This window comes from Enterobacter cloacae complex sp. S1, assembly GCF_014930525.1.
Taxonomy (GTDB): Bacteria; Pseudomonadota; Gammaproteobacteria; order Enterobacterales; family Enterobacteriaceae; genus Enterobacter; species Enterobacter hormaechei_C.
In genome coordinates this window covers 1-20,409 of sequence record NZ_JADBRE010000014.1, presented here as the reverse complement: position 1 = coordinate 20,409, position 20,409 = coordinate 1, and the positions used below count along the sequence as shown (strand labels likewise).

Here is a 20,409-nt window from a genome sequence, read left to right as displayed (position 1 = left end):
CGCTGCCGTCAGGCCTGAATAAATTACGAAATTCCGACCGTTTCACCCTTACAGGTTTCCTGACGAACAAACCCAGGCTGTTCAACCCGAATAAACGGACACAGGATGAAGGCCACGACATACAGCGCCGTGTAGGCGATGACCACGCCGAGCGTGCTGAACCAGGGCAGCAGCACCACGGCAATCGCCGGCGCAAGGAAGTTAGACAGACCGGCTGACAGGTTATACACCGAAATCGCCGCCCCCTTGTGCCGCGGCTCCAGCGCCGGGAACACCGCCGCCATCGGTACGAAGGCCGCCACAAAAATCCCCAGCGCGATGGCCGGGACCAGCGCCATGGCAAAGTTATGCCCGAAGTGCTGCGGAATGTAGTAAAACGCCAGGCTCGAGAGCGCCATCCCGATGCAGCCAAACCAGCGCACCACCCGCATCCAGCCCATTTTTTCCGCCACCACGCCCCAGAAGACGTTCGAGAAGATGGTGGTGAAGAAGAATACCGCCCAGACCTGAAGCCACTCGGAGGTGGTGAAGCCCAGCTCGTCAACAAACATCATCGGCATGATGACGGCAAACCCGAACAGGGAGAGGGTGTTGATGATACGCACCATGCTGGAGAGCAGAATACTGCGGTTGGTGTAGAGCAGCGTCGCTGCACGGCCCAGCTCGGCGAATTTTTCCCGGGTGGAGAGAGTCTGCATATGCCGTGGCGTTTCCACCTTACGCAGAGAGACCAGCGCAATGATCCCGCCGGTTACGCAGAATGCCAGCGCCAGCCACAGGGTGCCCATCTCCCCGATGTGCGGAATGGTAAAGCTCGGAATGTAGCTGCCGAACACGCCGATGCCGATAGAGTAAACCGCCCAGAACCAGCCCAGCGCCGCGCTGGTACTGTCGCTGCGAACGTTATGCACAATGGCGACGATAAAGGCATAGAGGAACAGCGGATAGGCCAGACCGCGGATCCCGTAGAACAGCAGAATTAATGCGTAATTTGCCTGACCCAGACCAAAAACGAGAAACAGGACGTGGAAAACGCACCACAGCACGAAGCCAATCAGCATGGTTTTTTGCGGGGTGATGATTTCAGCCACCACGCCGGAAATCCATGCGGAGAGCGCCGCCGCGAGACCGTAGAGCGTGAAGGCGAAAGAGGCCTCAGCAGGCGTGAAGCCCAGCGCCTTAATATAGTGAGACAGAAATGCCAGCTCGAAACCATCGCCCGTCATAAAGACGGCGATAGCGATATACCCCCAGACCAGACTCAGGGGTAATCCCAGCCATTGTTTGTTATTTAACGACATATTGACCTCGTTTTTAGGGTACAGGGAACCGCTCCGGCAGCATCGCCGGAGGGTCTTTGCCACAGAATTATGGGTTTCGGTAGTTCAGGTCGTTTTGGTAAAGCGCGTTAAACTGCCGGTAACGCGTCATCAGTGCACGGTGGCGCGCCGGATCGCTGCTCCAGGTTTTATAGACTTCAGGCTTTTCGCACACGGAAGCCAGCGGCTTACCGGCTGCGAGGCAGGCCAGCCGTGCAGCCCCCAGCGCGCCGCCGGTTTCACCGCCCTTATGCGTCACCACCGGCATCGCCAGGATATCGGCCAGCAGCTGGGCCCATAAGGGGCTACGCGCCCCGCCGCCGACGAGAGAACATTGTTCAATCTGCGTGCCGCTCTCCTGCAACACGCGAAGGCCATCGGCAATCCCGAAGCTAACGCCTTCCAGCACCGCATACCCCATCAGCGCACGCTGGCTGGAGTGCGTTAGCCCCCAGAACATGCCCCGGGCATTGGGATCGTTATGCGGCGTACGTTCCCCGGACAGGTACGGCAGGAACATTGGCGCACTCGCTTTCTCCGCATCGCTTAGCTGGGCGATCTCCTCAAGCAGCTCCAGCTCCGTGACGCCCACCAGACGGCAAAACCACTGCAAACAGCTGGCGGCGCTTAACATCACGCTCATCTGGTGCCACAGGTTTGGCAGCACGTGACAGAACGCGTGCACGGCGGACTGCGGCGCCGGACGATAGGCATCCGTGACCACAAACAGCACGCCGGAGGTGCCCAGCGAAATAAACGCATCGCCCGGCGAAACGGCCCCAACCCCTATCGCGCTGACGGCGTTATCTCCCCCGCCGCCGGCAACGATAACCGAGGGGTTCAGACCCCACCGCTGCGCTACCGCAGGTTCGAGTAGCGCCGAGACCTCACACCCTTCCACCAGCGCAGGCATGGCGGCACGCGACAGCCCACATTTTTCCAGCAGTGCATCCGACCAGTCTCGTTTTCCCACATCCAGCCACAGCGTCCCGGCCGAGTCCGACATATCAGAGATTTTTTTTCCGGTCATTTTGAAGCGCAGATAATCCTTCGGCAGCAGCACGGTGGCGAGACGGCTGAAGTTCTGCGGCTCATGACGGCGCACCCAGAGCAGCTTTGGTGCCGTAAACCCCGGCATTGCCAGGTTCCCCGCCACCTGGTGCAGCTCGGGCGCCATCTCTTCCAGCTCTGCGCACTCCTGCGCGCAGCGGGTGTCATTCCACAGGATGGCCGGACGCAGGGGTTCACCCGCAGCATCCAGCAGTACCGCACCGTGCATCTGTCCGGAAAGGCCAATGGCTTTTATCGCCTGCCAGTGGTGGCCGCACTTCTCCCGGAGGGTGGCAATCAGGTATTCGGTTGCCTCCCACCAGGCTTCCGGCGATTGTTCAGACCAGTGCGGCTTCGGACGCTGTATCGTCAGCGGCGCGCTATGGGTGGCGACAACGCCGTTGTTTTCGTCAATGACCAGCGCCTTTACTTCTGATGTGCCAAGATCGATGCCCAGATACATACCCACCTCTCACTTAATCAGCGCGTAGACGTCAGCGATTTTTTCACGCAGAAGCGCGGCAAAATCTTCCCGGCCGGTCAGATCGCCAAACAGGGCGGTATCGCTGGCATATCGGGCTATCGGATCGTCCGATTCGAACATCGCATGTACCGCAGAGGCGTTGAGGATACCGTCCTGGTATTCATATGGCAGCTTGCCGTGATGCCACTGCTCCATATAGACGTAGAACAGCGCAGGCAGCATAGCGGTAGCGTCAGGACGTACGCCGCGCTGGTAACATTCACGCAGCGTTGGGGCGATCATCGCCGGGATCTTCGAGAACCCGTCGGCCGCGACGCGCTGGTTGGTGTCCTGAATCCAGGGGTTGGTAAAACGCTTAAGCACCACGTCGCGGTAGGCTGGCAGATCGATGCCATTATCTCCCAGGCAGGGAATGACATCTTCCGTCACGTAGCGGTCGGCAATCTTGTAGATAAATTCTGTCAGCGTGCTTTCATGGATATACTGCTGCCCGACCAGAGTACCCGCCCAGGCGATACAGCTATGGGAGGCATTGAGGATGCGGATCTTCGCCTCTTCATAAGGGATGACGGATCCCACCAGCTCCACGCCCACCGTTTCCAGCGCGGGACGAACGTCGCGGAAATTGTCTTCAATCACCCACTGAATAAAGCGTTCCCCCATAACCGGGGCGTTATCGTCTATGCCCGTCCGGGCCTTAATGCGCGCCGGGAGATCGGCCGCCGGACGCGGTGTGATGCGATCCACCATGGTATTCGGACAGGTCGCATTAGCGCTCAGCCAGTCGATGACCCTCTGTTTGCCGCTGAGGGTTAAGAATTCAATCAACCCGTCGTGGAAGCGCTCGCCGTTATGCCGCACGTTGTCACAGTTAAGCAAGGTTACCGGACCCGCTCCGTTCGCCATACGCGCTTCGAGGATGCGGGCAATTGTCCCGTAGATGGTTTTACAGCCGCCCTTAATATCGCTCGCCAGATCGGCATTGGCCACATCCAGCCTGTGGCTGGTATCCAGATAGTAGCCCCCCTCCGTCACGGTAAACGCGATGACCCGAGTCTGCGGGTTCGCCCCTTCGGCAATCAGCGGCTGCAAATCCGCCTGCCACGGGATCAGCGTCTGAATCGAGGCGATCTCTTCATAGTCTCTCTCGCCTTCCGGGCTGACGGTCTCCAGTACATATCGCCCCTTCTGCGCGGCCAGCGCCTGCACCACATGTTCAGCATCGTTGCGTATGTTGCCCGCAGCGATGTGCCAGCGCGTATCGCCGCCGGCAATCAGGCGGTGCAGATACCACGCCTGATGCGCACGATGAAAAGACCCCAGCCCAATATGTAGCCATGTGTATTTCTCGGTCATTGTTCTGTTCTCCAGTGAGGTTATGGCTGAACTGTAGATGATCATTTGATTAAAATAAGAGCTACAGATCACAAAAGAACAAATGACCATTCAAATAACAAATGACCAATAAAGAGCAAACCGCTTGCCTCAGCGCGGAGCACCCGCCAGAATGACAGACAATTGTTGTGGGTGTTGACCGCCCTCAACCCCACTCTTGAGGCAGGGAAACGTGAGCAAAGAAGATGACATCAGGCTCGATCAAAAAGTGCGGGCGGCATGGATGTATTACATCGCCGGGCTTAATCAAAGCGAAATTGCCAGCCAGCTCGGCACATCAAGACCGGTGGTGCAGCGGCTGATTGCCGCCGCGAAAGAGGAAGGCATTGTCTCGATTGGGCTTCATCACCCTGTCGCTAACTGCCTCGATTATGCGCAACTTCTCGCGGAAAAATATCACCTGACCCACTGCAACATTGTGCCCGTCTACCGCAATGAAAGCGCGCTGGATAGCGTGACGTTTGGCTGTTATCAGCTGATGGCCCGCTACCTGCAAGGTGATAAACCCACGGTTGTCGGAATTGGCTCCGGACTGACGCTAAAAAAAACCATCAAGCGTATCGATTTTGACAGCCACAACACCCGCTGTGTCGCCCTGATCAGCGCCATGAACGAGCACGGGCAATGTAACTATTACGATGATGTGCCGTTGCTGCTGGCGCGTAAAATTCAGGGAAAATATTACCAGTGGCCGGCGCCGCGCTATGCTCAGTCCAGCGAGGAGCATGAGATGTGGTGCTCAAACCGCCTGTTCCGTAACGTCTGCGCCGTGGCGGATGCGGCCGATGTGATTTTTGTCGGCATCGGGGCGCTGGGCAGGCAGAGCCCTATCTTCAAAGACGGGTTTATCGATGAGGCACAGCTGGAAGAGTTGACCCAGCGCGGTGGCGTTGGCGAAATACTCGGACGCTTTATCGATGCCGACGGCAACGTCATCGACAGCCAGATTAATCGCTTTATTACCAGCTACGATATTCGCCAGAGCCAGTGTCCACGTATTGCGGCCGCCTGCGGCGAGGATAAACGCCCGGCGATCCTTGCCGCCCTCAAAGGCGGCTGGGTAAACGGTCTGGTGACGGATGAACAGACCGCGCGCTGGCTGCTGACGCGTCAGGGCTAGCCCGTGACGCTCTGGCTGCCAATCAGTTCCGGTGGGATCTCAATACGTCTGACCGAGGTATCACCGGAATCGAGAATTTCAAATACCTTCTCCAGCATCGCCGGGACGTCCTGGCGCACCATGTCGATATCATGTCCCAGCAGAGAGACAAACGGGTCCCAGTCAAAACACCCCATCGGCGGCTGATTTTGGCCGGTCTGCCCGTATTGGGCCAGCCAACGTACCACCCCCTCCAGCGAAATGGTCGAATTGACAAACAGCCCCTTTAGCGCCGTCGATGGCGACGGGAAGGTGGCTCTGAGCTGCTCCTCCACGCGCGATGACGAGTATCCGGTGACCAGCAGCTGCTGTTCCGGAACGGTCAGCCCATGGGCCTGATGGGCATCAAGGAACCCACGCAGGCGCTCTGCGGTGTTGTTATCACTCCGGCGTCCGCCCACGAAGGTCAGCGGAGCCAGCGAACCAAACCGTTTAAAGCTGCTGGCGAGGATCCGCTCTGTCAGCATCTTCGCGCCGCCGTAGTTATCCGAAATGATAGAGGGTGCCAGGGTACCCGGCAGATCCAGATTTAGCGTAGGTACGCCCGCCTGATGACAGAGTTCAGCAATTTTGTCCGGGTGTGTCGCCCCCGTGGCAATGACCCAGTCAACCTGCCAGGAGAGCATGGCACGGGCGGCATCCAGCTCGAGTTCCGGCTGACGGCGTGTGCAGGTAATAATCGGCAACAGCCCTCTGGCACGCGCCATCTCTTCGAATTTTTCCGCTATAGAGCCGAAATAGCGGTTGTCATATTTCGGCACAATCATGCCGATAACGTTCGATTTCTTGCTGCGCAGCAGGCTTGCCTGACGGTTAACCGCGTAGCCCTGCTCTTGTGCAATGCGGGTTACCTTCTCTGCCAGGCTGGCGCTGATGCGGCGTTTCTTCCAGTTGCCATTCAAAATAGCACTCACCGCGCTGGCAGAAACGCCGGTGAGTTCCGCCAGATCGTAAATGGTCGTTTTCTTCGTTTTCTCAACGCGCGTCACAAAATCGCCTCTTCATTTTGAATGTCTCTTGCTGGAGAAATAAGCAAGTGCTAGATCTGCTTCATCGATTGAGCAGTTTGCTTCACGCGTCAGTCAGAACCCCCGTTCTTCACGCGAAAGCAGACACACCCTAAAAATCATCTCTGCATAAAGGATTATAAAATGAATCACTCTGTCCCCTCCATGAATAGTTCCCTTCAGGGCAAAGTCGCTGCTATCACTGGCGCCGCCTCAGGTATTGGCCTGGAGTGTGCAAAAACGCTGCTCGGCGCTGGCGCTAAGGTGGTGTTAATCGACCGTGAAGGCGAGAAGCTTCAGCGCCTTGTCGCCGAGCTGGGCGAGAACGCGTTTGCCCTGCAAATCGATCTGTTCAAACCCGAGCAAGTCGACGCGATGCTGAGCGACATTGTCGGCCTCGCCGGCGGCCTGGATATTTTTCACGCCAATGCAGGCGCCTACATCGGCGGGCCGGTGGCTGAAGGCGACCCGGACGTCTGGGATCGCGTGCTGAACCTGAATATCAACGCCGCCTTCCGCTCCGTTCGCGCCGTACTGCCGCATATGATTGCGCAGAAGTCAGGCGATATTATCTTCACCAGCTCCATTGCGGGCGTGGTGCCGGTTATCTGGGAGCCGATCTACACCGCGTCCAAATTTGCCGTTCAGGCGTTCGTGCATACCACCCGTCGTCAGGTCGCGGAACATGGCGTACGCGTCGGAGCCGTTCTGCCTGGGCCGGTAGTGACGGCTCTGCTCGACGACTGGCCGCAGGCCAAAATGGATGAAGCGCTGGCAAACGGCAGCCTGATGCAGCCGATTGAAGTCGCAGAATCGGTGTTATTCATGGTGACCCGTTCGAAGAACGTTACCGTCCGGGATCTGGTGATTCTGCCTAACAGCGTCGATCTTTAAGGGCCGCAAGGATGAAGAGTACACCAGAAACCGTTATCGGCGTAGACGTCGGCTCCGGCAGCGTCCGCGCGGGCATTTTCGATCTCAGCGGCAGGCTGCTTTCCCACGCGACGCAGAAAATTGCCACCGTGCACCGCAGCGGAAGCCGCGTGGAGCAGTCCAGCGCCGAGATCTGGCAGGCCGTTTGCCGCTGCATCCGCGAGGCGCTGGCGCGCTCCGGGACGACTCCGCAGAGCGTTGCCGGCATCGGGTTTGACGCCACCTGCTCGCTGGTGGTGTTGGACAACAATGGCGAACCGCTGGCGGTCAGCCCTGACGGTGAAGCGGAAAACAATATCATCGTCTGGATGGATCACCGTGCGACAGACCAGGCGGAGCGCATCAACGCCACCCATCATCCGGTGCTGGACTATGTTGGCGGAAAAATATCGCCCGAAATGGAGACACCCAAGCTGCTGTGGCTGAAAGAAAAGCATCGTGAGGTCTACGATCGCGCCTGGCAATTTTTCGATTTGGCCGATTTCCTGACCTGGCGCGCGACCGGCGATGTCACCCGTTCCATCTGTACCGTAACCTGTAAATGGACGTGGCTGGCCCATGAGAATCGCTGGGACCCGGACTATTTCCGCACCGTTGGCCTGGACGAGCTGGCCGGAGAAGATTTTGTCCGCATAGGGCAGCATATTGCCGCCCCCGGCACCCCTTGCGGCGAAGGCTTAACGGAGCAGGCCGCGCGTGAGATGGGCTTGCTGCCAGGCACGCCGGTGGCGGTAGGGTTAATTGATGCCCACGCTGGCGGCATCGGGACGTTGGGCGTTGGCGGCGGCGCGCTGAACAATCTCGCGTATGTTTTTGGCACCTCATCGTGCACCATGACCAGCGCCGAGAGCGCCGTTTTTGTGCCCGGCGTCTGGGGGCCTTATTTTAGCGCGATGGTACCTGGACTGTGGCTGATTGAGGGCGGACAAAGCGCCGCGGGTGCCGCTATCGATCGGTTATTAAGTTTCCATCCTGCCGCACCGCAAGCGCGCCAGCTGGCACAGGAGTCAGACCTCCCGCTGCCGGTTTACCTGGCGGACAGGCTTTTACAGACCTTCGCCACCGCCTCAGAGGCGGTGAACCTGGCAGCAGGACTGCACGTGGTACCCGAATTTCTGGGTAACCGCGCGCCCTTTGCCGATCCCCATGCGCGGGCCACGATCTGCGGGCTGGGCATGGAGAACGATATCAATAACCTGATGGCACTGTATGTGGCCGGTCTGTGTGGTATCGGTTACGGTTTGCGACAAATCATTGACGCCCAGCGTGAATGCGGCGTACAGACCGAAAATATCGTTATCAGCGGCGGCGCGGGCCAGCACCCTTTCGTTCGCCAGCTGCTGGCAGATACCTGCGGGCTGCCGGTGTTAGCGACCCAATGCAGCGAACCTGTATTACTGGGTTCGGCCATTCTCGGGGCGGTGGCGGGAAATATAGCGCCTTCAGTGACCGATGCCATGAAACAATTTACCCACGTGGATAAATATTTCTATCCGCAAGCGAACTTTCAGTCCCTTCATCTGCGTCGATACGAGGCTTATAAGCAGTTACAACAGACTGCGACAGTAATCAGAGAATAAATACACGTCAGTATATTTAGAGAAAAAGACAATAAGAAAACTCACGCCGGAATATTTCCGGTGTGGGCTTACCTGTACGCTACAAACGAGGTCAATATGTCCGAAATAAATAAACAGTGGCTGGGATTGCCGCTGAACCTGCTATGGGGATATCTGGCGATCGCGGTCTTTATGACGGGTGACGGTTTCGAGCTGGCATTCCTGTCGCACTATATTAAATCACTGGGCTTCACGCCTGCTGAAGCCTCTTTCGCCTTCACGCTCTACGGTCTCGCGGCGGCGCTCTCCGCGTGGATTTCCGGCGTGGTGGCTGAAATCATCACCCCGCAAAAAACCATGCTGATTGGCTTCGTCCTGTGGTGCGTTTTCCACGTCCTGTTTCTCGTTTTTGGTCTGGGTCAGGCAAATTACGCATTAATGCTGCTGTTTTACGGGATCCGCGGCCTGGCCTATCCGTTATTTTTGTACGCCTTCATCGTGGTCATCATCCATAATGTGCGTAGCGATAAATCCAGCTCGGCGCTGGGCTGGTACTGGGCGGTTTATTCCGTAGGTATTGGCGTGGCGGGCAGTTATATTCCGAGCTTTACCATTCCGCACATCGGGGAGATGGGCACCCTGTGGCTGGCGCTGGCGTTTTGTCTGGCGGGGGGAATCATCGCCATGGTATCCCTGCGCAACGTCAAAACCCCAACGCACATGCATCATCTCTCCACCCGGGAAAAATTCGCCGAGCTGGGCCGTGCGGCGACGCTGCTCTACACCAACCGCAGTATTCTGCTCTCCAGCATGGTGCGTATCATCAACACCCTCTCCCTGTTCGGGTTTGCCGTCATCATGCCGATGATGTTTGTTGACGAACTGGGCTTCACCACCTCCGAGTGGCTTCAGGTCTGGGCAGTATTCTTCTTCACCACCATCTTCTCGAACGTCTTCTGGGGCGTGGTGGCGGAAAAAATGGGCTGGATGCGGGTGGTGCGCTGGTTTGGCTGCATCGGGATGGCGCTCTCGAGCCTGGCGTTTTACTACATTCCGCAGCACTTCGGGCATAACTTTGCCATGGCGCTGGTCCCGGCCATCGCGCTGGGGATTTTTGTGGCGGCCTTCGTACCGATGGCGGCGGTGTTCCCGGCGCTGGAGCCGCGGCACAAGGGGGCGGCGATTTCGGTGTATAACCTGTCAGCCGGTCTGTCTAACTTCCTTGCGCCGGCGATTGCCGTGGTGCTGCTGCCCTGGTTCAGCACGCTCGGCGTGGTCATCGCCTATACGGTGCTTTATCTGCTGGCTTTTGTTCTGTGTGCCTTTATCCGCGTCACGCAGCCGGGCTTAGAAAAAGCAAATAGCAGCAAGAGAGGGATGGCGGGTCTGCTGAATACTCCTCATCCTGAAACGCTGAAGGAGTAAGCGAGAGAACTTTCCTGCCGGGTCACGCTTATCCCGGCAGGAAGATGCGTGCGATTAGGCAATCGTCACTTTATTGTCCAGATAGACATCCTGAACCGCATTAATCAGCTTCACGCCGTCGGCCATGGATTTTTTAAACGCTTTGCGGCCCAGGATCAGCCCCATTCCGCCGGCGCGTTTGTTAATCACCGCCGTGCGCACCGCGTCGGTCAGATCGGTTTCACCGCCTGCTGCACCGCCGGAGTTAATCAGCCCGGCGCGGCCCATGTAGCAGTTAGCCAGCTGGTAGCGCACCAGATCGATAGGGTTGTCGCTGGTCAGCTTGCTGTAGACGCGGTCGTCGGTATAGCCAAAGTTCACCGCTTTATACCCGCCGTTATTCTCGGCCATTTTCTGCTTCACGATGTCCGCGCCGATGGTTGCCGCCAGGTGATTTGCCTGACCGGTCAGATCCGCTGATACGTGGTAATCCACGCCGTCTTTCTTAAACGCGTTGTTACGCAGATAGGCCCACAATACGGTCACCATCCCCAGCTCGTGCGCGCGCTCAAACGCGGCAGAGATCTCTTCTATCTGCCGACGCGACTGCTCAGAGCCGAAATAGATAGTCGCCCCGACCGCTACCGCACCCATGTTGAACGCCTGTTCGACGCTGGCGTACAGTGTCTGGTCGTATTCGGTTGGGTAGCTCAGGGTTTCGTTGTGATTCAGCTTGACGAGGAACGGAATGCGGTGAGCATAGCGGCGGGAAACGGAGGCCAGCACGCCATACGTCGATGCCACACAGTTACAGCCCGCTTCAATCGCCAGCTCGACAATGTTTTTCGGGTCAAAGTAGAGCGGGTTAGCAGCAAACGACGCTCCCGCCGAGTGCTCTACGCCCTGGTCAACGGGCAGAATGGAGAGATACCCGGTCCCGCCCAGACGACCGGTATTGTAAAGCGTCTGCATGTTTCGCAGTACGGCAGGCGGACGGTTGTTGTCGACCATGACGCGGTCTACGTAATCATGGCCAGGCAGATAAAGCTGGTCGGCTGGAATGGTCATACAACGATGCTGTAAAAGGCTGTCGGCGTCTTTGCCAAGCAGTTGCGCAATATCAGTCATAGTGATGCTCCCGTAAGTCCGACATGATGTCGGAGCGTGTGATCCAAGCCCACGTTTTTGCAGGCAGACTAAGCCTGGTACCGACTTAACCTATTTTCCACCATTTGCAACTTTTTTAAGCACAATCTGCTGGCTCGTTTCGTGTACAACATTTTTGTTACACTGATCAAACAATCGCCTTAAAGGTATTTAAAAGGTATTATCACATGGTATGTTACATGCGTACCTCTGACATGCAGGATTAAAAAATGAAAACGAAAGTCCAACTGTCATTCATGATGTTCGTTGAATGGTTTATCTGGGGCGCATGGTTTGTGCCGCTGTGGCTGTGGCTGAGTAAGAGCGGGTTTACCGCCGGGGAAATTGGCTGGTCGTACGCCTGTACCGCGATTGCCGCGATCCTCTCTCCCATCCTTGTCGGCTCGCTGACGGACCGTTTCTTCGCCGCCCAAAAAGTGCTGGCCGTGCTGATGTTCGCTGGCGCGATTCTGATGTATTTCGCAGCACAGCAAACCCAGTTCAGCACCTTCTTCCCGCTGCTGCTGGCCTACTCCCTGACCTATATGCCTACCATCGCGCTGACCAACAGCATCGCCTTTGCGAACGTCGATGACGTGGAGGCTGATTTCCCGCGCATCCGCGTGATGGGCACCATCGGCTGGATTGCCTCCGGCCTGGCGTGCGGCTTCCTGCCGCAGATGATGGGCTATAGCGACATCTCTGACACAAATATCCCGCTGCTGATGACCGCTGCCAGCTCCCTTCTGCTTGGCGTCTTCGCGCTGTTCCTGCCGAATACCCCGCCGAAGAGTACCGGCAAGCTGGATTTCAAAGTGATGCTGGGGCTGGATGCGCTGATCCTGCTGCGCGATAAAAACTTCCTGGTGTTCTTCTTCTGCTCGTTCCTGTTTGCCATGCCGCTGGCCTTCTACTATATCTTTGCCAACGGCTATCTCACCGAAGTGGGGATGAAAAACGCCACCGGCTGGATGACCCTCGGCCAGTTCTCTGAAATCTTCTTCATGCTCGCTCTGCCATTCTTTACCAAACGCTTTGGTATTAAGAAGGTCTTGCTGCTGGGCCTGATCACCGCCGCCATTCGCTACGGTTTCTTTGTTTACGGCGGCGCCGAGCAATACTTCACCTACGCCCTGCTGTTCCTCGGCATTCTGCTGCACGGCGTAAGCTATGACTTCTATTACGTCACCGCGTACATCTACGTGGATAAAAAAGCGCCCGTGCACATGCGCAACGCGGCGCAGGGCTTGATCACGCTGTGCTGTCAGGGCTTTGGTAGCCTGCTGGGTTACCGTCTCGGCGGCGTGATGATGGAAAAAATGTTCGCATATAAAGAGCCGGTGAATGGGCTGACCTTCAACTGGGCCGGAATGTGGACGTTTGGTGCAATCATGATTGTGGTGATTGCCGTGCTGTTTATGCTGTTTTTCCGCGAATCGGATAAAGAGATCACCGCAATTGAGGTGGTTGATGGCGATACCGCGCTGACACGAGGGGAAGTTAAATGAAACAAGACCGTATTCTCGGTGCTCTTTACGGGCAGGCGTTAGGGGATGCGATGGGGATGCCGTCGGAGCTGTGGCCGCGCAAGCGGGTGAAAGCGCACTTCGGCTGGATCGACCGTTTCTTACCCGGCCCGGCTGAGAATAATGCCGCCTGTTACTTTAAGCAGGCCGAATTTACGGATGATACGTCGATGGCGCTGTGCCTGGCCGACGCGATTATCGAATGCGACGGGGAAATTAACCCTGACGTTATCGGTAAGCATATTCTGGACTGGGCGCTGGATTTTGACGCGTTCAATAAGAATGTGCTCGGCCCGACCTCCAAAATTGCCCTGAACGCCATCCGTGACGGCAAGCCGGTGAGCCAGCTGGAAAACAACGGCGTCACCAACGGGGCGGCGATGCGCGCCTCCCCGCTGGGATGCCTCCTGCCAGCCACGCGTCTGGCGCACTTTGTGGAACAGGTTGCGTTAGCCTCCAGCCCGACCCATAAATCGGATCTCGCCATCGCCGGTGCGGTGGTGATCGCCTGGGCGGTTTCACGCGCTATCGACGGCGAGCGCTGGCATCACATCGCCGATGCCCTGCCGGGTATTGCCCGTGCGGCGCAGGAGGCGAACACGACCACCTTCAGCGCATCGCTTTCCGCTCGTATTGAGCTGGCCCTGAAAACCGTGCGCGAAGCCAACGGTACCGAGTCCGCCAGCGAGCAGATCTATCAGCTTATTGGCGCGGGCACGAGCACCCTTGAGTCCGTTCCGGCGGCGATTGCGATGGTCGAACTCGCGGGTACCGATCCGAACCGCTGCGCGGTGTTATGCGCCAACCTGGGCGGTGATACTGACACTATCGGCGCGATGGCAACGGCCATCTGCGGCGCGCTGCACGGTGTACAGGCCATTGATCCGGCACTCAAAAACGAACTTGATGCCGTAAACCGGCTCGATTTCGGCCACTACTGTGAAAAACTGCTGCACTTCCGGGAGCAAAGGGAGGGCGTATGAGTGCTTTTACCCGCCGTCTCGAAACCCTTCACGCCACGCGCCCCGTAACGGTGCTCGGCGCGGCGGTCATCGACGTGATTGCCGACGCCTACGCCCTGCCCTGGCGCGGGTGTGATATCGAGCTGAAGCAACAGGGAGTGAATATTGGCGGCTGCGCGCTGAATATCGCCATCGCCCTGAAGCGGCTCGGCATTGCTGCGCAAAACGCGCTTCCCGTCGGCCACGGCGTGTGGGCCGATATTATCCGTAACGCCATGGCGAAGCAGGATCTGCACAGCGCCGTGGAAGCGGAAACGGGCGATAACGGCTGGTGCCTGGCGCTGGTGGAGCCTGACGGTGAACGGACCTTTATGTCGTTTAGCGGCGTGGAGAACCAGTGGCAGCAGCGCTGGCTGGACGGGTTAAGCGTGCCGGCAGGGAGCCTGATCTCTTTGTCCGGCTACCAGCTGGCGTCCCCCAGCGGTGAGCTGCTGACGGCCTGGCTGGAAAGTCTTCAGGATGCGACGCTCTTTATCGATTTCGGTCCGCGCATCGCGGATATTCCCGACCCGCTGATGGCGCGGATCATGGCCTGCAAACCAATCGTCTCGCTCAATCGTCAGGAGGCGGAACTTGCCGCCGAATGGCTTGGCGTAAACGTGGAAGAGCTCGGCACACGGTGGCAGCAGAGGTTTGGCGCTGCGCTGATCGTACGCCATGATAAAGACGGGGCAGTCTGGTACGACGGTGACGCTTCCGGACACGTTCCGGCGTTTCCTGCTACCGTGGTCGATACCATCGGCGCGGGTGACAGCCATGCGGGAGGTACCCTTGCCGGGCTGGCCGCGGGATGGTCACTGCCAGAGGCGGTGCAGCTTGGCAATGCCGTAGCCGCCTGGGTAGTCAGCCATCGCGGTGGCGACTGCGCGCCCACGCGCGAGGCCCTACTCCTCGCACACAAAGACGTATAGGTCGCTGCGGCAGTAGCTGATGCTGTACTCAATTGGCCGGTGCTGTTGATCGAGCGCGACTTGCTTGATCACCAGCACCGGTATCTTATCGTCCATCTTGATATGCGCCTGAAACTCGCTGTCCGGCATCCGGGCGCTGACGCGGGAACGGGTGCGCTGCGGAAAGATATTCTGGCTGCGGAAGTAATCGTAAAGCGAGACGCCGATGTCGTCCGGATTGGGGATTAATCCTACCGGTACCCAGGACTCCTCTATTGATACCGCATCGTCATCCACGTAGCGGATGCGCTTAAGCAGAAATACATCGCTGTCCGGCGCAAGGGAAAGGTGGCGGGCGATCTCCTCCGGACATTTCACGACGCGTTTATTAACCCACAGCGTGTTGGGCGTTTTGCCCCGCAGCACCACCTGCTGAGAAAACCCGCGCGCCTCTTTTAGCGAATATTCAAAGATATTGTTGATTTGCGTACCGTATCCACGCGCGCGGGTGACGACGCCGGCCTCTTCCAGCGCCTGCATCGCTTTACGCACCGTAATGCGCGACACACCGGCCAGCTGGCTCAGATCGCGCTCGCCCGGCAAAATATTACCGTGCGCGAGCACGCCGCTGCGTACCGCGTTTTTAACCGTTTCGGCAAATTTCAGGTACAACGGCGTGTTGTCCGGTGCGGCAATTCGTTCCTTGAGTTGAGCAATTAACCGGGTATGCGCTTGTTCCATCTCTGTTTTTCTCTGGCATAAGGTTTTATGCCAGTATACGGCTTACCACCATGCATGAAAATGGTGAACCGGCCCAATACCGTGACCCACTTCCAGAGAATCGGCTTTTGCCAGCGCGCACGAGAGCCAGATCTTCGCCTCCTGCACCGTATCCGCCCAGTTCGCGTTTCGGGGACGCAGCGCCGCCAGCGCCGCCGAGAGCGTACATCCCGTGCCGTGGGTGTTTTTGGTCTGTACCCGCGGGGCAGTGAAACGTTGAGCGCCATCGCGGGTGAAGAGCCAGTCCGGGCTTTCTGCATCATCAAGATGACCGCCTTTCATCAGCACCGCGCTGCATCCCATCGCCAGCAGCGCATTGCCCTGCTCTTTCATCTCACGTTCGTTTTGCGCGTGTGACGCATCCAGCAGCGCGGCGGCTTCAGGGAGGTTTGGCGTGATCAGCGCCACCTGCGGCAGCAGCTTTTTACGCAGGGTGTCGACGGCAGAGGCGGAGAGCAACGGATCGCCGCTTTTGGCCAGCATCACGGTATCGAGCACCACGTTTTTTATCTGATAACGTTTGAGACGTTCAGCGACCGCTTCAACAATGTCCGCCTCTGCAAGCATGCCGATTTTGGTGGTGTCGATGCGTACATCGCTGAATACCGAATCCAGCTGTGCGGCGACAAAATCCGGCTCAATACGATATACCGACTGTACACCGCGCGTGTTTTGCGCCACCAGCGCGGTGATAACCGAGCATCCGTAAGCGCCGAGCGCAGAGAAGGTTTTCAGGTCTGCCTGGATCCCCGCTCCGCCGCTGGGATCGGTTCCCGCAATAGTCAGGGCATTAATGCGTGTCATACCAGCTCCTCCAGCGCGTAAAGCGCATCCAGAAACGCCGGGGCAAAGCTGCCGGGGCCCCGGCTGTGAGTCAGTGCAGCTGACCCTGCGCGCTTCATAAAGCCGCAGGCTGCCGTCGCATTATCAAGCCTGTCGCCAGGCAGCGAACAGCAGGCGGCGACGACCGCCGAGAGCGCACAGCCTGTTCCCACCACGCGGGTCATCAGCGGGTCGCCGCCCGCGACCGTACGGGTTCGCTGACCATCAGTGATATGATCCACTTCTCCTGTGACGACCACAACGGCATGGGTCTGACGGGCGAGCGTCTGCGCAGCGGTCAACGCGCTCGCTGCCGTATCGGTGGAATCAACCCCGCGCCCGCCCGCACTCATTCCGGCAAGGGCGAGGATTTCGGAGGCGTTTCCACGAATGGCCGCAGGTTTAAGGGACAATATTTGCTGGCAAAATCGGGTGCGGTACGCCAGCGCGCCAACCGCAACCGGATCCAGAACCCAGGGCGTACCTGCGGCTACCGCGCTCTCAATGGCCCGACGCATCGACTGGGCGCGCGGCGCGGTGAGTGTACCCACGTTGATGAGCAGGGCATCGGCAAGCGCGGCAAACTGTTCCGCTTCCTCAGCTTCGATCACCATTGCCGGGGAAGCACCCAGCGCGAGCAAAACGTTGGCGGTGAAGGTCTGCACGACATCGTTGGTCATACAGTGCGTGAGCGGGGAACGGGTTCGGAATTGATGTAAAACGTGTGAGTCGAGCAGGTCAGGCTGCATGGTTTCGCTCCTGCCGTGCGTGAAGAAGCGATGACCGGGTAGGCATCTGACTTCCCTACGCTGGCATTATCCAGATCAGGTAATACGGGTATTTCTCAGCCTTCACAAAGAAGGGCACCCCGAGTCAAATAAAAAAATCAAAAGCTTGCGATTAACGTCCCGTTAATCCCTGTTCTGGATCATGCCAGCGGAAAGCCAAAGACTCAACCCTAAAAAATGCTCTATGTTCCAGCTTGTATCCCAAGCTGTATCCCACATCCAAACGACAAAAAGGCCGGATTGCTCCAGCCTCGTTTTGTTGTGATCTTTCGTTGTTGTTCTCGAATTCATTGCTGAACCAATAATAAACCTTGAAGGTAAGCTGTTAGGAGTCGAACTTCTTACGCGGTTTACGTAATTCTGTGGTAAAGGATTTCCTGTTATCTTCGACCTTAATGCACGTAAAATGACCAGACACATTTTGGGAAGGAGTCTTTAATGGATATTGCGCTGCTCAACAGGGGCTGGAACAGAGCATGGTCAGATACCATGGTGAATCTGGAAGCCCGGAAACTCGTCGAAACAGCAAACCGGCTGTCAGCATTCTATTTGCAAGATGGTCTTACACGTATCAAGTTTGTCGAAGAGATAAAACAGGTGGTAGATAAAGAATTTGAAACTGCACGACGGGCCAAAACCGATGAAGAATGCATTGCATGCATCAAAAATCTGCGTGCCGAAAAGGATAATCTGCACGAACAAGAACGCCTGTTAAGAACCAGAGCCGCACAGCTTTATGCAAAGGTCGAGTTTGTCAAGGAAAACAATAAAATCGTCGGATACGTGATTTCGGCAATCCATATAGTGGTATCTGGGGCAGCATTATTTGGTGGGATGGTTATGATGTCCACTATGACCCCTGTCGGAGTTCTTGCAGGAGCAGTTTTATTTGTTGATGGTATTAACGGTATAACAAAAGAAGCAAGCCATCTTCGCTATGGTGAACAATCCAAATCGGAAGGAATTTTTGCTGATGGCGCAATAGAAACCGCACAATTTCTGGGGTTTAGCCCAAAAAATGGATTAGCTTTTTATAATGCGATGACTCTGGGGGCTAGTGTCTATAGCATCTACGGCTTAGCAAGGAAACCAGGGGCCTGGCGATTATTTCGTTGGTTGCCGCGTGATTACTACCGAAAAGTTGACACAATGAGCAAGCCTAAGCTGACGATGAAAATCGCTGGGTATGGTGTCAAAGCGAAAGTCATTTTTGATCTTCTGGCTACTGATAACAGTACTAATTAATATTTGTTCGCCCTACAGAATCGCCAGGATTTATAAGCAAGTACAGGCGGTTGTATAAAAATTGCAACCGCTGCACCACAAGAAAGGCCAATTGCACCAGAGAAAACACTCTCCTGAGATGCGAATATCACCAGAAAAATGAATACAGCAAGACAACCGGATACAACCCACATAGCGAGAATAAAACGCCTTGCCAGGTCCCTAATGGCATTCCCCAACGTTCCGCCATAGCTTTCAACGTTGTTTTTTATCTTCTTCAAATCCGATGGTGTAAAGCCAGAACTCAACAAAGCCTCATCAGTCACTTTCATATCGTCTCGTCCCTTATCTTCCAGAAGTGTTTTCCCAATCGCTGATTGTGCAAGCAATCATACTGATGAACTTTACAGCAATCCAGCCGAAACTATGCGGCAGACTCTACCGTCCTTTCCTTAGTCCTGGTAGTACCAAGACGTTACAACCAAGCCAAACCATCTATCACATAACAAACTGAGCGTAACGGAAAGGTGCGCAAATAGCGTCTGGTAATACCAGAGCCGCTCTTCTCATGACCGACCACCTGTTGCAGATGTGCCAGGTTACCCACCCAACCAGCTAAACAGCCAGAAATCATCGTATGCCAAAAGCTATGCACCCAATCGCCGCTGCCCATAATCATCAAGATAAGGAATGCCAAGCTGATCTCTAACATCTGCTAAGACCTTGCCGATCTTCGGCATGTTTTTACCAGATACAGGCGAGAAGATTTTCTCTTTCCATTGGCAGTTAACAAAATCAAGGAAACCCCACTCGATCAGTTTGGGATGGATCGCCACCTGCCTTGTAGCGTTCTCGGTTTTACCCTGCCCTCCTTCCGCGATCAGGAGATAGTGCCGCTGGCTATCTTCATCAAATTTGATCTGTGATTTCTCCAGCCTGGCGATCTCCCCTCTTCTGGCTCCCGTATATGCCAACAGCAAGGTGATCCACTTCTGCCAGCCATCAGTCGGAGACTTCTCCAGAATATCTTTATTGTCAGTCAGGAAGGTTTTGAACAACGATTTGTAAATCTTCAAATGTTTGTGGATAGACTCAGCGCCAACCAAGTCTTCAGGTGGCACATCATCACACTCGATCAGTTGCTGAACAGTCATCGACCGATAAGGCTGTACAACACGCTTTGGAAAGTTTTCAACAACTTCCATCACCTGCTTGATGTCCTGCTTGGTTATCGTCGTTACGTCTGCTGATGCACCGAGGACAATTAACATGACTTCCATAAAGCGCTCATTGGCCTGTGAAATTGCCTTCGTCCAGTTTTGGACTTTCTCCTTTTTGTACATATTCCAAGCGCCAGCCAGTGTTAACACATCCTTTGACTGTACTTCAGTGTGTTCTTCCTCATCTTCTGAAGGTGTAACAACCTCGCGGTATTCATGAGCAACCATCGGCTGAATATTGCGCCGCACATCATTCAGAAATTGGTGCGCCAGCCATTGTTCATTCTGCTGCTTCAGACTATTGCCATACTCAGAAAGACGCTTACCGAAGTGATCCGGTTGGATGGTTCCACGTTGGACCAAAGGTATTACAGGAGAAGCAAAAGACATGAGCAACTGCGCCTGAGTGTGGCTGTCAGTCTCTAACGACTTACGGAAAAACTTATTATCAGGCAGGCGAAAAAGAACGTAATAAACCCCGTTACGTTTAATGGTGTGGCGTATGGTTTTGTGTCCCATTTGGAGAGCTTCAATGTGTTACGGCTGAACAATACGGGACGAAAAGGAGTAATAATCTTTTGATTTATATGAGGATAATCGCCAGGACTACGCTGGCATTATCCAGATCAGGTAATACGGGTATTTCTCAGCCTTCACAAAGAAGGGCACCCCGAGTCAAAT

General features: G+C 56.1%; 17 protein-coding genes, 1 pseudogene and 2 riboswitches. Of the genes and pseudogenes, 8 read left to right on the top strand and 10 right to left on the bottom strand.

What is annotated here, in order from left to right:
* Positions 1-23 precede the first annotated feature (23 nt).
* The 3 genes from IM290_RS10610 to dalD all read right to left on the bottom strand — a co-directional run bounded on the left by IM290_RS10610 (position 24) and on the right by dalD (position 4,209).
* On the bottom strand, positions 24-1,301 hold the full coding sequence (locus IM290_RS10610) for an RbtT/DalT/CsbX family MFS transporter (RefSeq protein ID WP_193354478.1): 1,278 nt from the start codon (positions 1,299-1,301) through the stop codon (positions 24-26).
* 67 nt (positions 1,302-1,368) lie between these two features.
* A complete protein-coding gene (gene xylB / locus IM290_RS10605) occupies positions 1,369-2,832 on the bottom strand; it encodes a xylulokinase (protein ID WP_193042637.1) in 1,464 nt (487 codons plus the stop codon).
* 9 nt (positions 2,833-2,841) lie between these two features.
* The gene (dalD, locus tag IM290_RS10600; RefSeq protein ID WP_017693073.1) at positions 2,842-4,209 is read right to left on the bottom strand and encodes a D-arabinitol 4-dehydrogenase; all 1,368 of its coding nucleotides are present in this window, start codon (positions 4,207-4,209) and stop codon (positions 2,842-2,844) included.
* A gap of 211 nt (positions 4,210-4,420) precedes the next feature.
* On the opposite strand from dalD, the gene IM290_RS10595 reads away from it, so the two are divergent.
* A complete protein-coding gene (locus IM290_RS10595) occupies positions 4,421-5,368 on the top strand; it encodes a sugar-binding transcriptional regulator (RefSeq protein ID WP_023295033.1) in 948 nt (315 codons plus the stop codon).
* Here the strand turns inward: IM290_RS10595 and IM290_RS10590 are convergent.
* On the bottom strand, positions 5,365-6,396 hold the full coding sequence (locus IM290_RS10590; protein ID WP_032654226.1) for a LacI family DNA-binding transcriptional regulator: 1,032 nt from the start codon (positions 6,394-6,396) through the stop codon (positions 5,365-5,367). The two genes, IM290_RS10595 and IM290_RS10590, sit on opposite strands and share 4 nt — an antisense overlap.
* A 162-nt stretch (positions 6,397-6,558) precedes the next feature.
* Between IM290_RS10590 and IM290_RS10585 the strand changes: the two genes are divergently transcribed.
* The 3 genes from IM290_RS10585 to IM290_RS10575 all read left to right on the top strand — a co-directional run bounded on the left by IM290_RS10585 (position 6,559) and on the right by IM290_RS10575 (position 10,331).
* Positions 6,559-7,308 carry an SDR family oxidoreductase gene (locus IM290_RS10585; protein ID WP_193042636.1) on the top strand — a complete coding sequence of 250 codons (750 nt, stop codon included), beginning with the start codon at positions 6,559-6,561 and terminating at the stop codon, positions 7,306-7,308.
* Positions 7,309-7,319: 11 nt separating this feature from the next.
* Entirely contained in the window at positions 7,320-8,927 is a 1,608-nt protein-coding gene (locus IM290_RS10580) for an FGGY-family carbohydrate kinase (protein WP_193042635.1), read from the top strand.
* A gap of 96 nt (positions 8,928-9,023) precedes the next feature.
* A complete protein-coding gene (locus IM290_RS10575) occupies positions 9,024-10,331 on the top strand; it encodes an RbtT/DalT/CsbX family MFS transporter (RefSeq protein ID WP_193354477.1) in 1,308 nt (435 codons plus the stop codon).
* Positions 10,332-10,385: 54 nt separating this feature from the next.
* Here the strand turns inward: IM290_RS10575 and fbaB are convergent, their stop codons facing one another.
* A complete protein-coding gene (gene fbaB, locus IM290_RS10570) occupies positions 10,386-11,438 on the bottom strand; it encodes a class I fructose-bisphosphate aldolase (RefSeq protein WP_015572352.1) in 1,053 nt (350 codons plus the stop codon).
* 248 nt (positions 11,439-11,686) lie between these two features.
* Between fbaB and IM290_RS10565 the strand changes: the two genes are divergently transcribed.
* From IM290_RS10565 to IM290_RS10555, 3 genes are read left to right on the top strand one after another with little or no spacing between them, the layout of a single operon-like run.
* A complete protein-coding gene (locus IM290_RS10565) occupies positions 11,687-12,964 on the top strand; it encodes a nucleoside permease (protein WP_003859236.1) in 1,278 nt (425 codons plus the stop codon).
* Complete coding sequence (locus IM290_RS10560) at positions 12,961-13,965, top strand: ADP-ribosylglycohydrolase family protein (protein WP_015572351.1); 1,005 nt, start codon at positions 12,961-12,963, stop codon at positions 13,963-13,965. The genes IM290_RS10565 and IM290_RS10560 overlap by 4 nt, the downstream gene beginning before the upstream one ends.
* Entirely contained in the window at positions 13,962-14,915 is a 954-nt protein-coding gene (locus tag IM290_RS10555; protein WP_193042590.1) for a PfkB family carbohydrate kinase, read from the top strand. The genes IM290_RS10560 and IM290_RS10555 overlap by 4 nt, the downstream gene beginning before the upstream one ends.
* On the opposite strand, the gene IM290_RS10550 is transcribed toward IM290_RS10555, so the two are convergent.
* The 3 genes from IM290_RS10550 to thiM are packed head-to-tail and all read right to left on the bottom strand — an operon-like array spanning position 14,889 to position 17,245.
* Positions 14,889-15,635 (bottom strand): GntR family transcriptional regulator, encoded by a 747-nt coding sequence (locus IM290_RS10550; protein WP_003859242.1) that lies wholly within the window; start codon positions 15,633-15,635, stop codon positions 14,889-14,891. The two genes, IM290_RS10555 and IM290_RS10550, sit on opposite strands and share 27 nt — an antisense overlap.
* Positions 15,636-15,677: 42 nt before the next feature.
* Positions 15,678-16,478, bottom strand: a complete 801-nt coding sequence (gene thiD / locus IM290_RS10545; protein ID WP_017383356.1) for a bifunctional hydroxymethylpyrimidine kinase/phosphomethylpyrimidine kinase — start codon at positions 16,476-16,478, stop codon at positions 15,678-15,680.
* A complete protein-coding gene (gene thiM, locus IM290_RS10540) occupies positions 16,475-17,245 on the bottom strand; it encodes a hydroxyethylthiazole kinase (RefSeq protein WP_017693063.1) in 771 nt (256 codons plus the stop codon). Before thiM ends, thiD begins: the two co-directional genes overlap by 4 nt.
* Before the next feature lie 35 nt (positions 17,246-17,280).
* Positions 17,281-17,377, bottom strand: a riboswitch (TPP riboswitch).
* Between the two features lie 345 nt (positions 17,378-17,722).
* Between thiM and IM290_RS10535 the strand changes: the two genes are divergently transcribed.
* Positions 17,723-18,529 (top strand): DUF4225 domain-containing protein, encoded by an 807-nt coding sequence (locus tag IM290_RS10535; RefSeq protein WP_193042591.1) that lies wholly within the window; start codon positions 17,723-17,725, stop codon positions 18,527-18,529.
* Here the strand turns inward: IM290_RS10535 and IM290_RS10530 are convergent.
* Positions 18,526-18,840, bottom strand: a complete 315-nt coding sequence (locus tag IM290_RS10530) for a hypothetical protein (RefSeq protein ID WP_063138628.1) — start codon at positions 18,838-18,840, stop codon at positions 18,526-18,528. The two genes, IM290_RS10535 and IM290_RS10530, sit on opposite strands and share 4 nt — an antisense overlap.
* A 143-nt stretch (positions 18,841-18,983) precedes the next feature.
* Positions 18,984-20,247, bottom strand: a pseudogene (locus IM290_RS10525) (integrase).
* A 67-nt stretch (positions 20,248-20,314) separates the two neighbouring features.
* Positions 20,315-20,409, bottom strand: a riboswitch (TPP riboswitch). This riboswitch is flagged as partial in the annotation.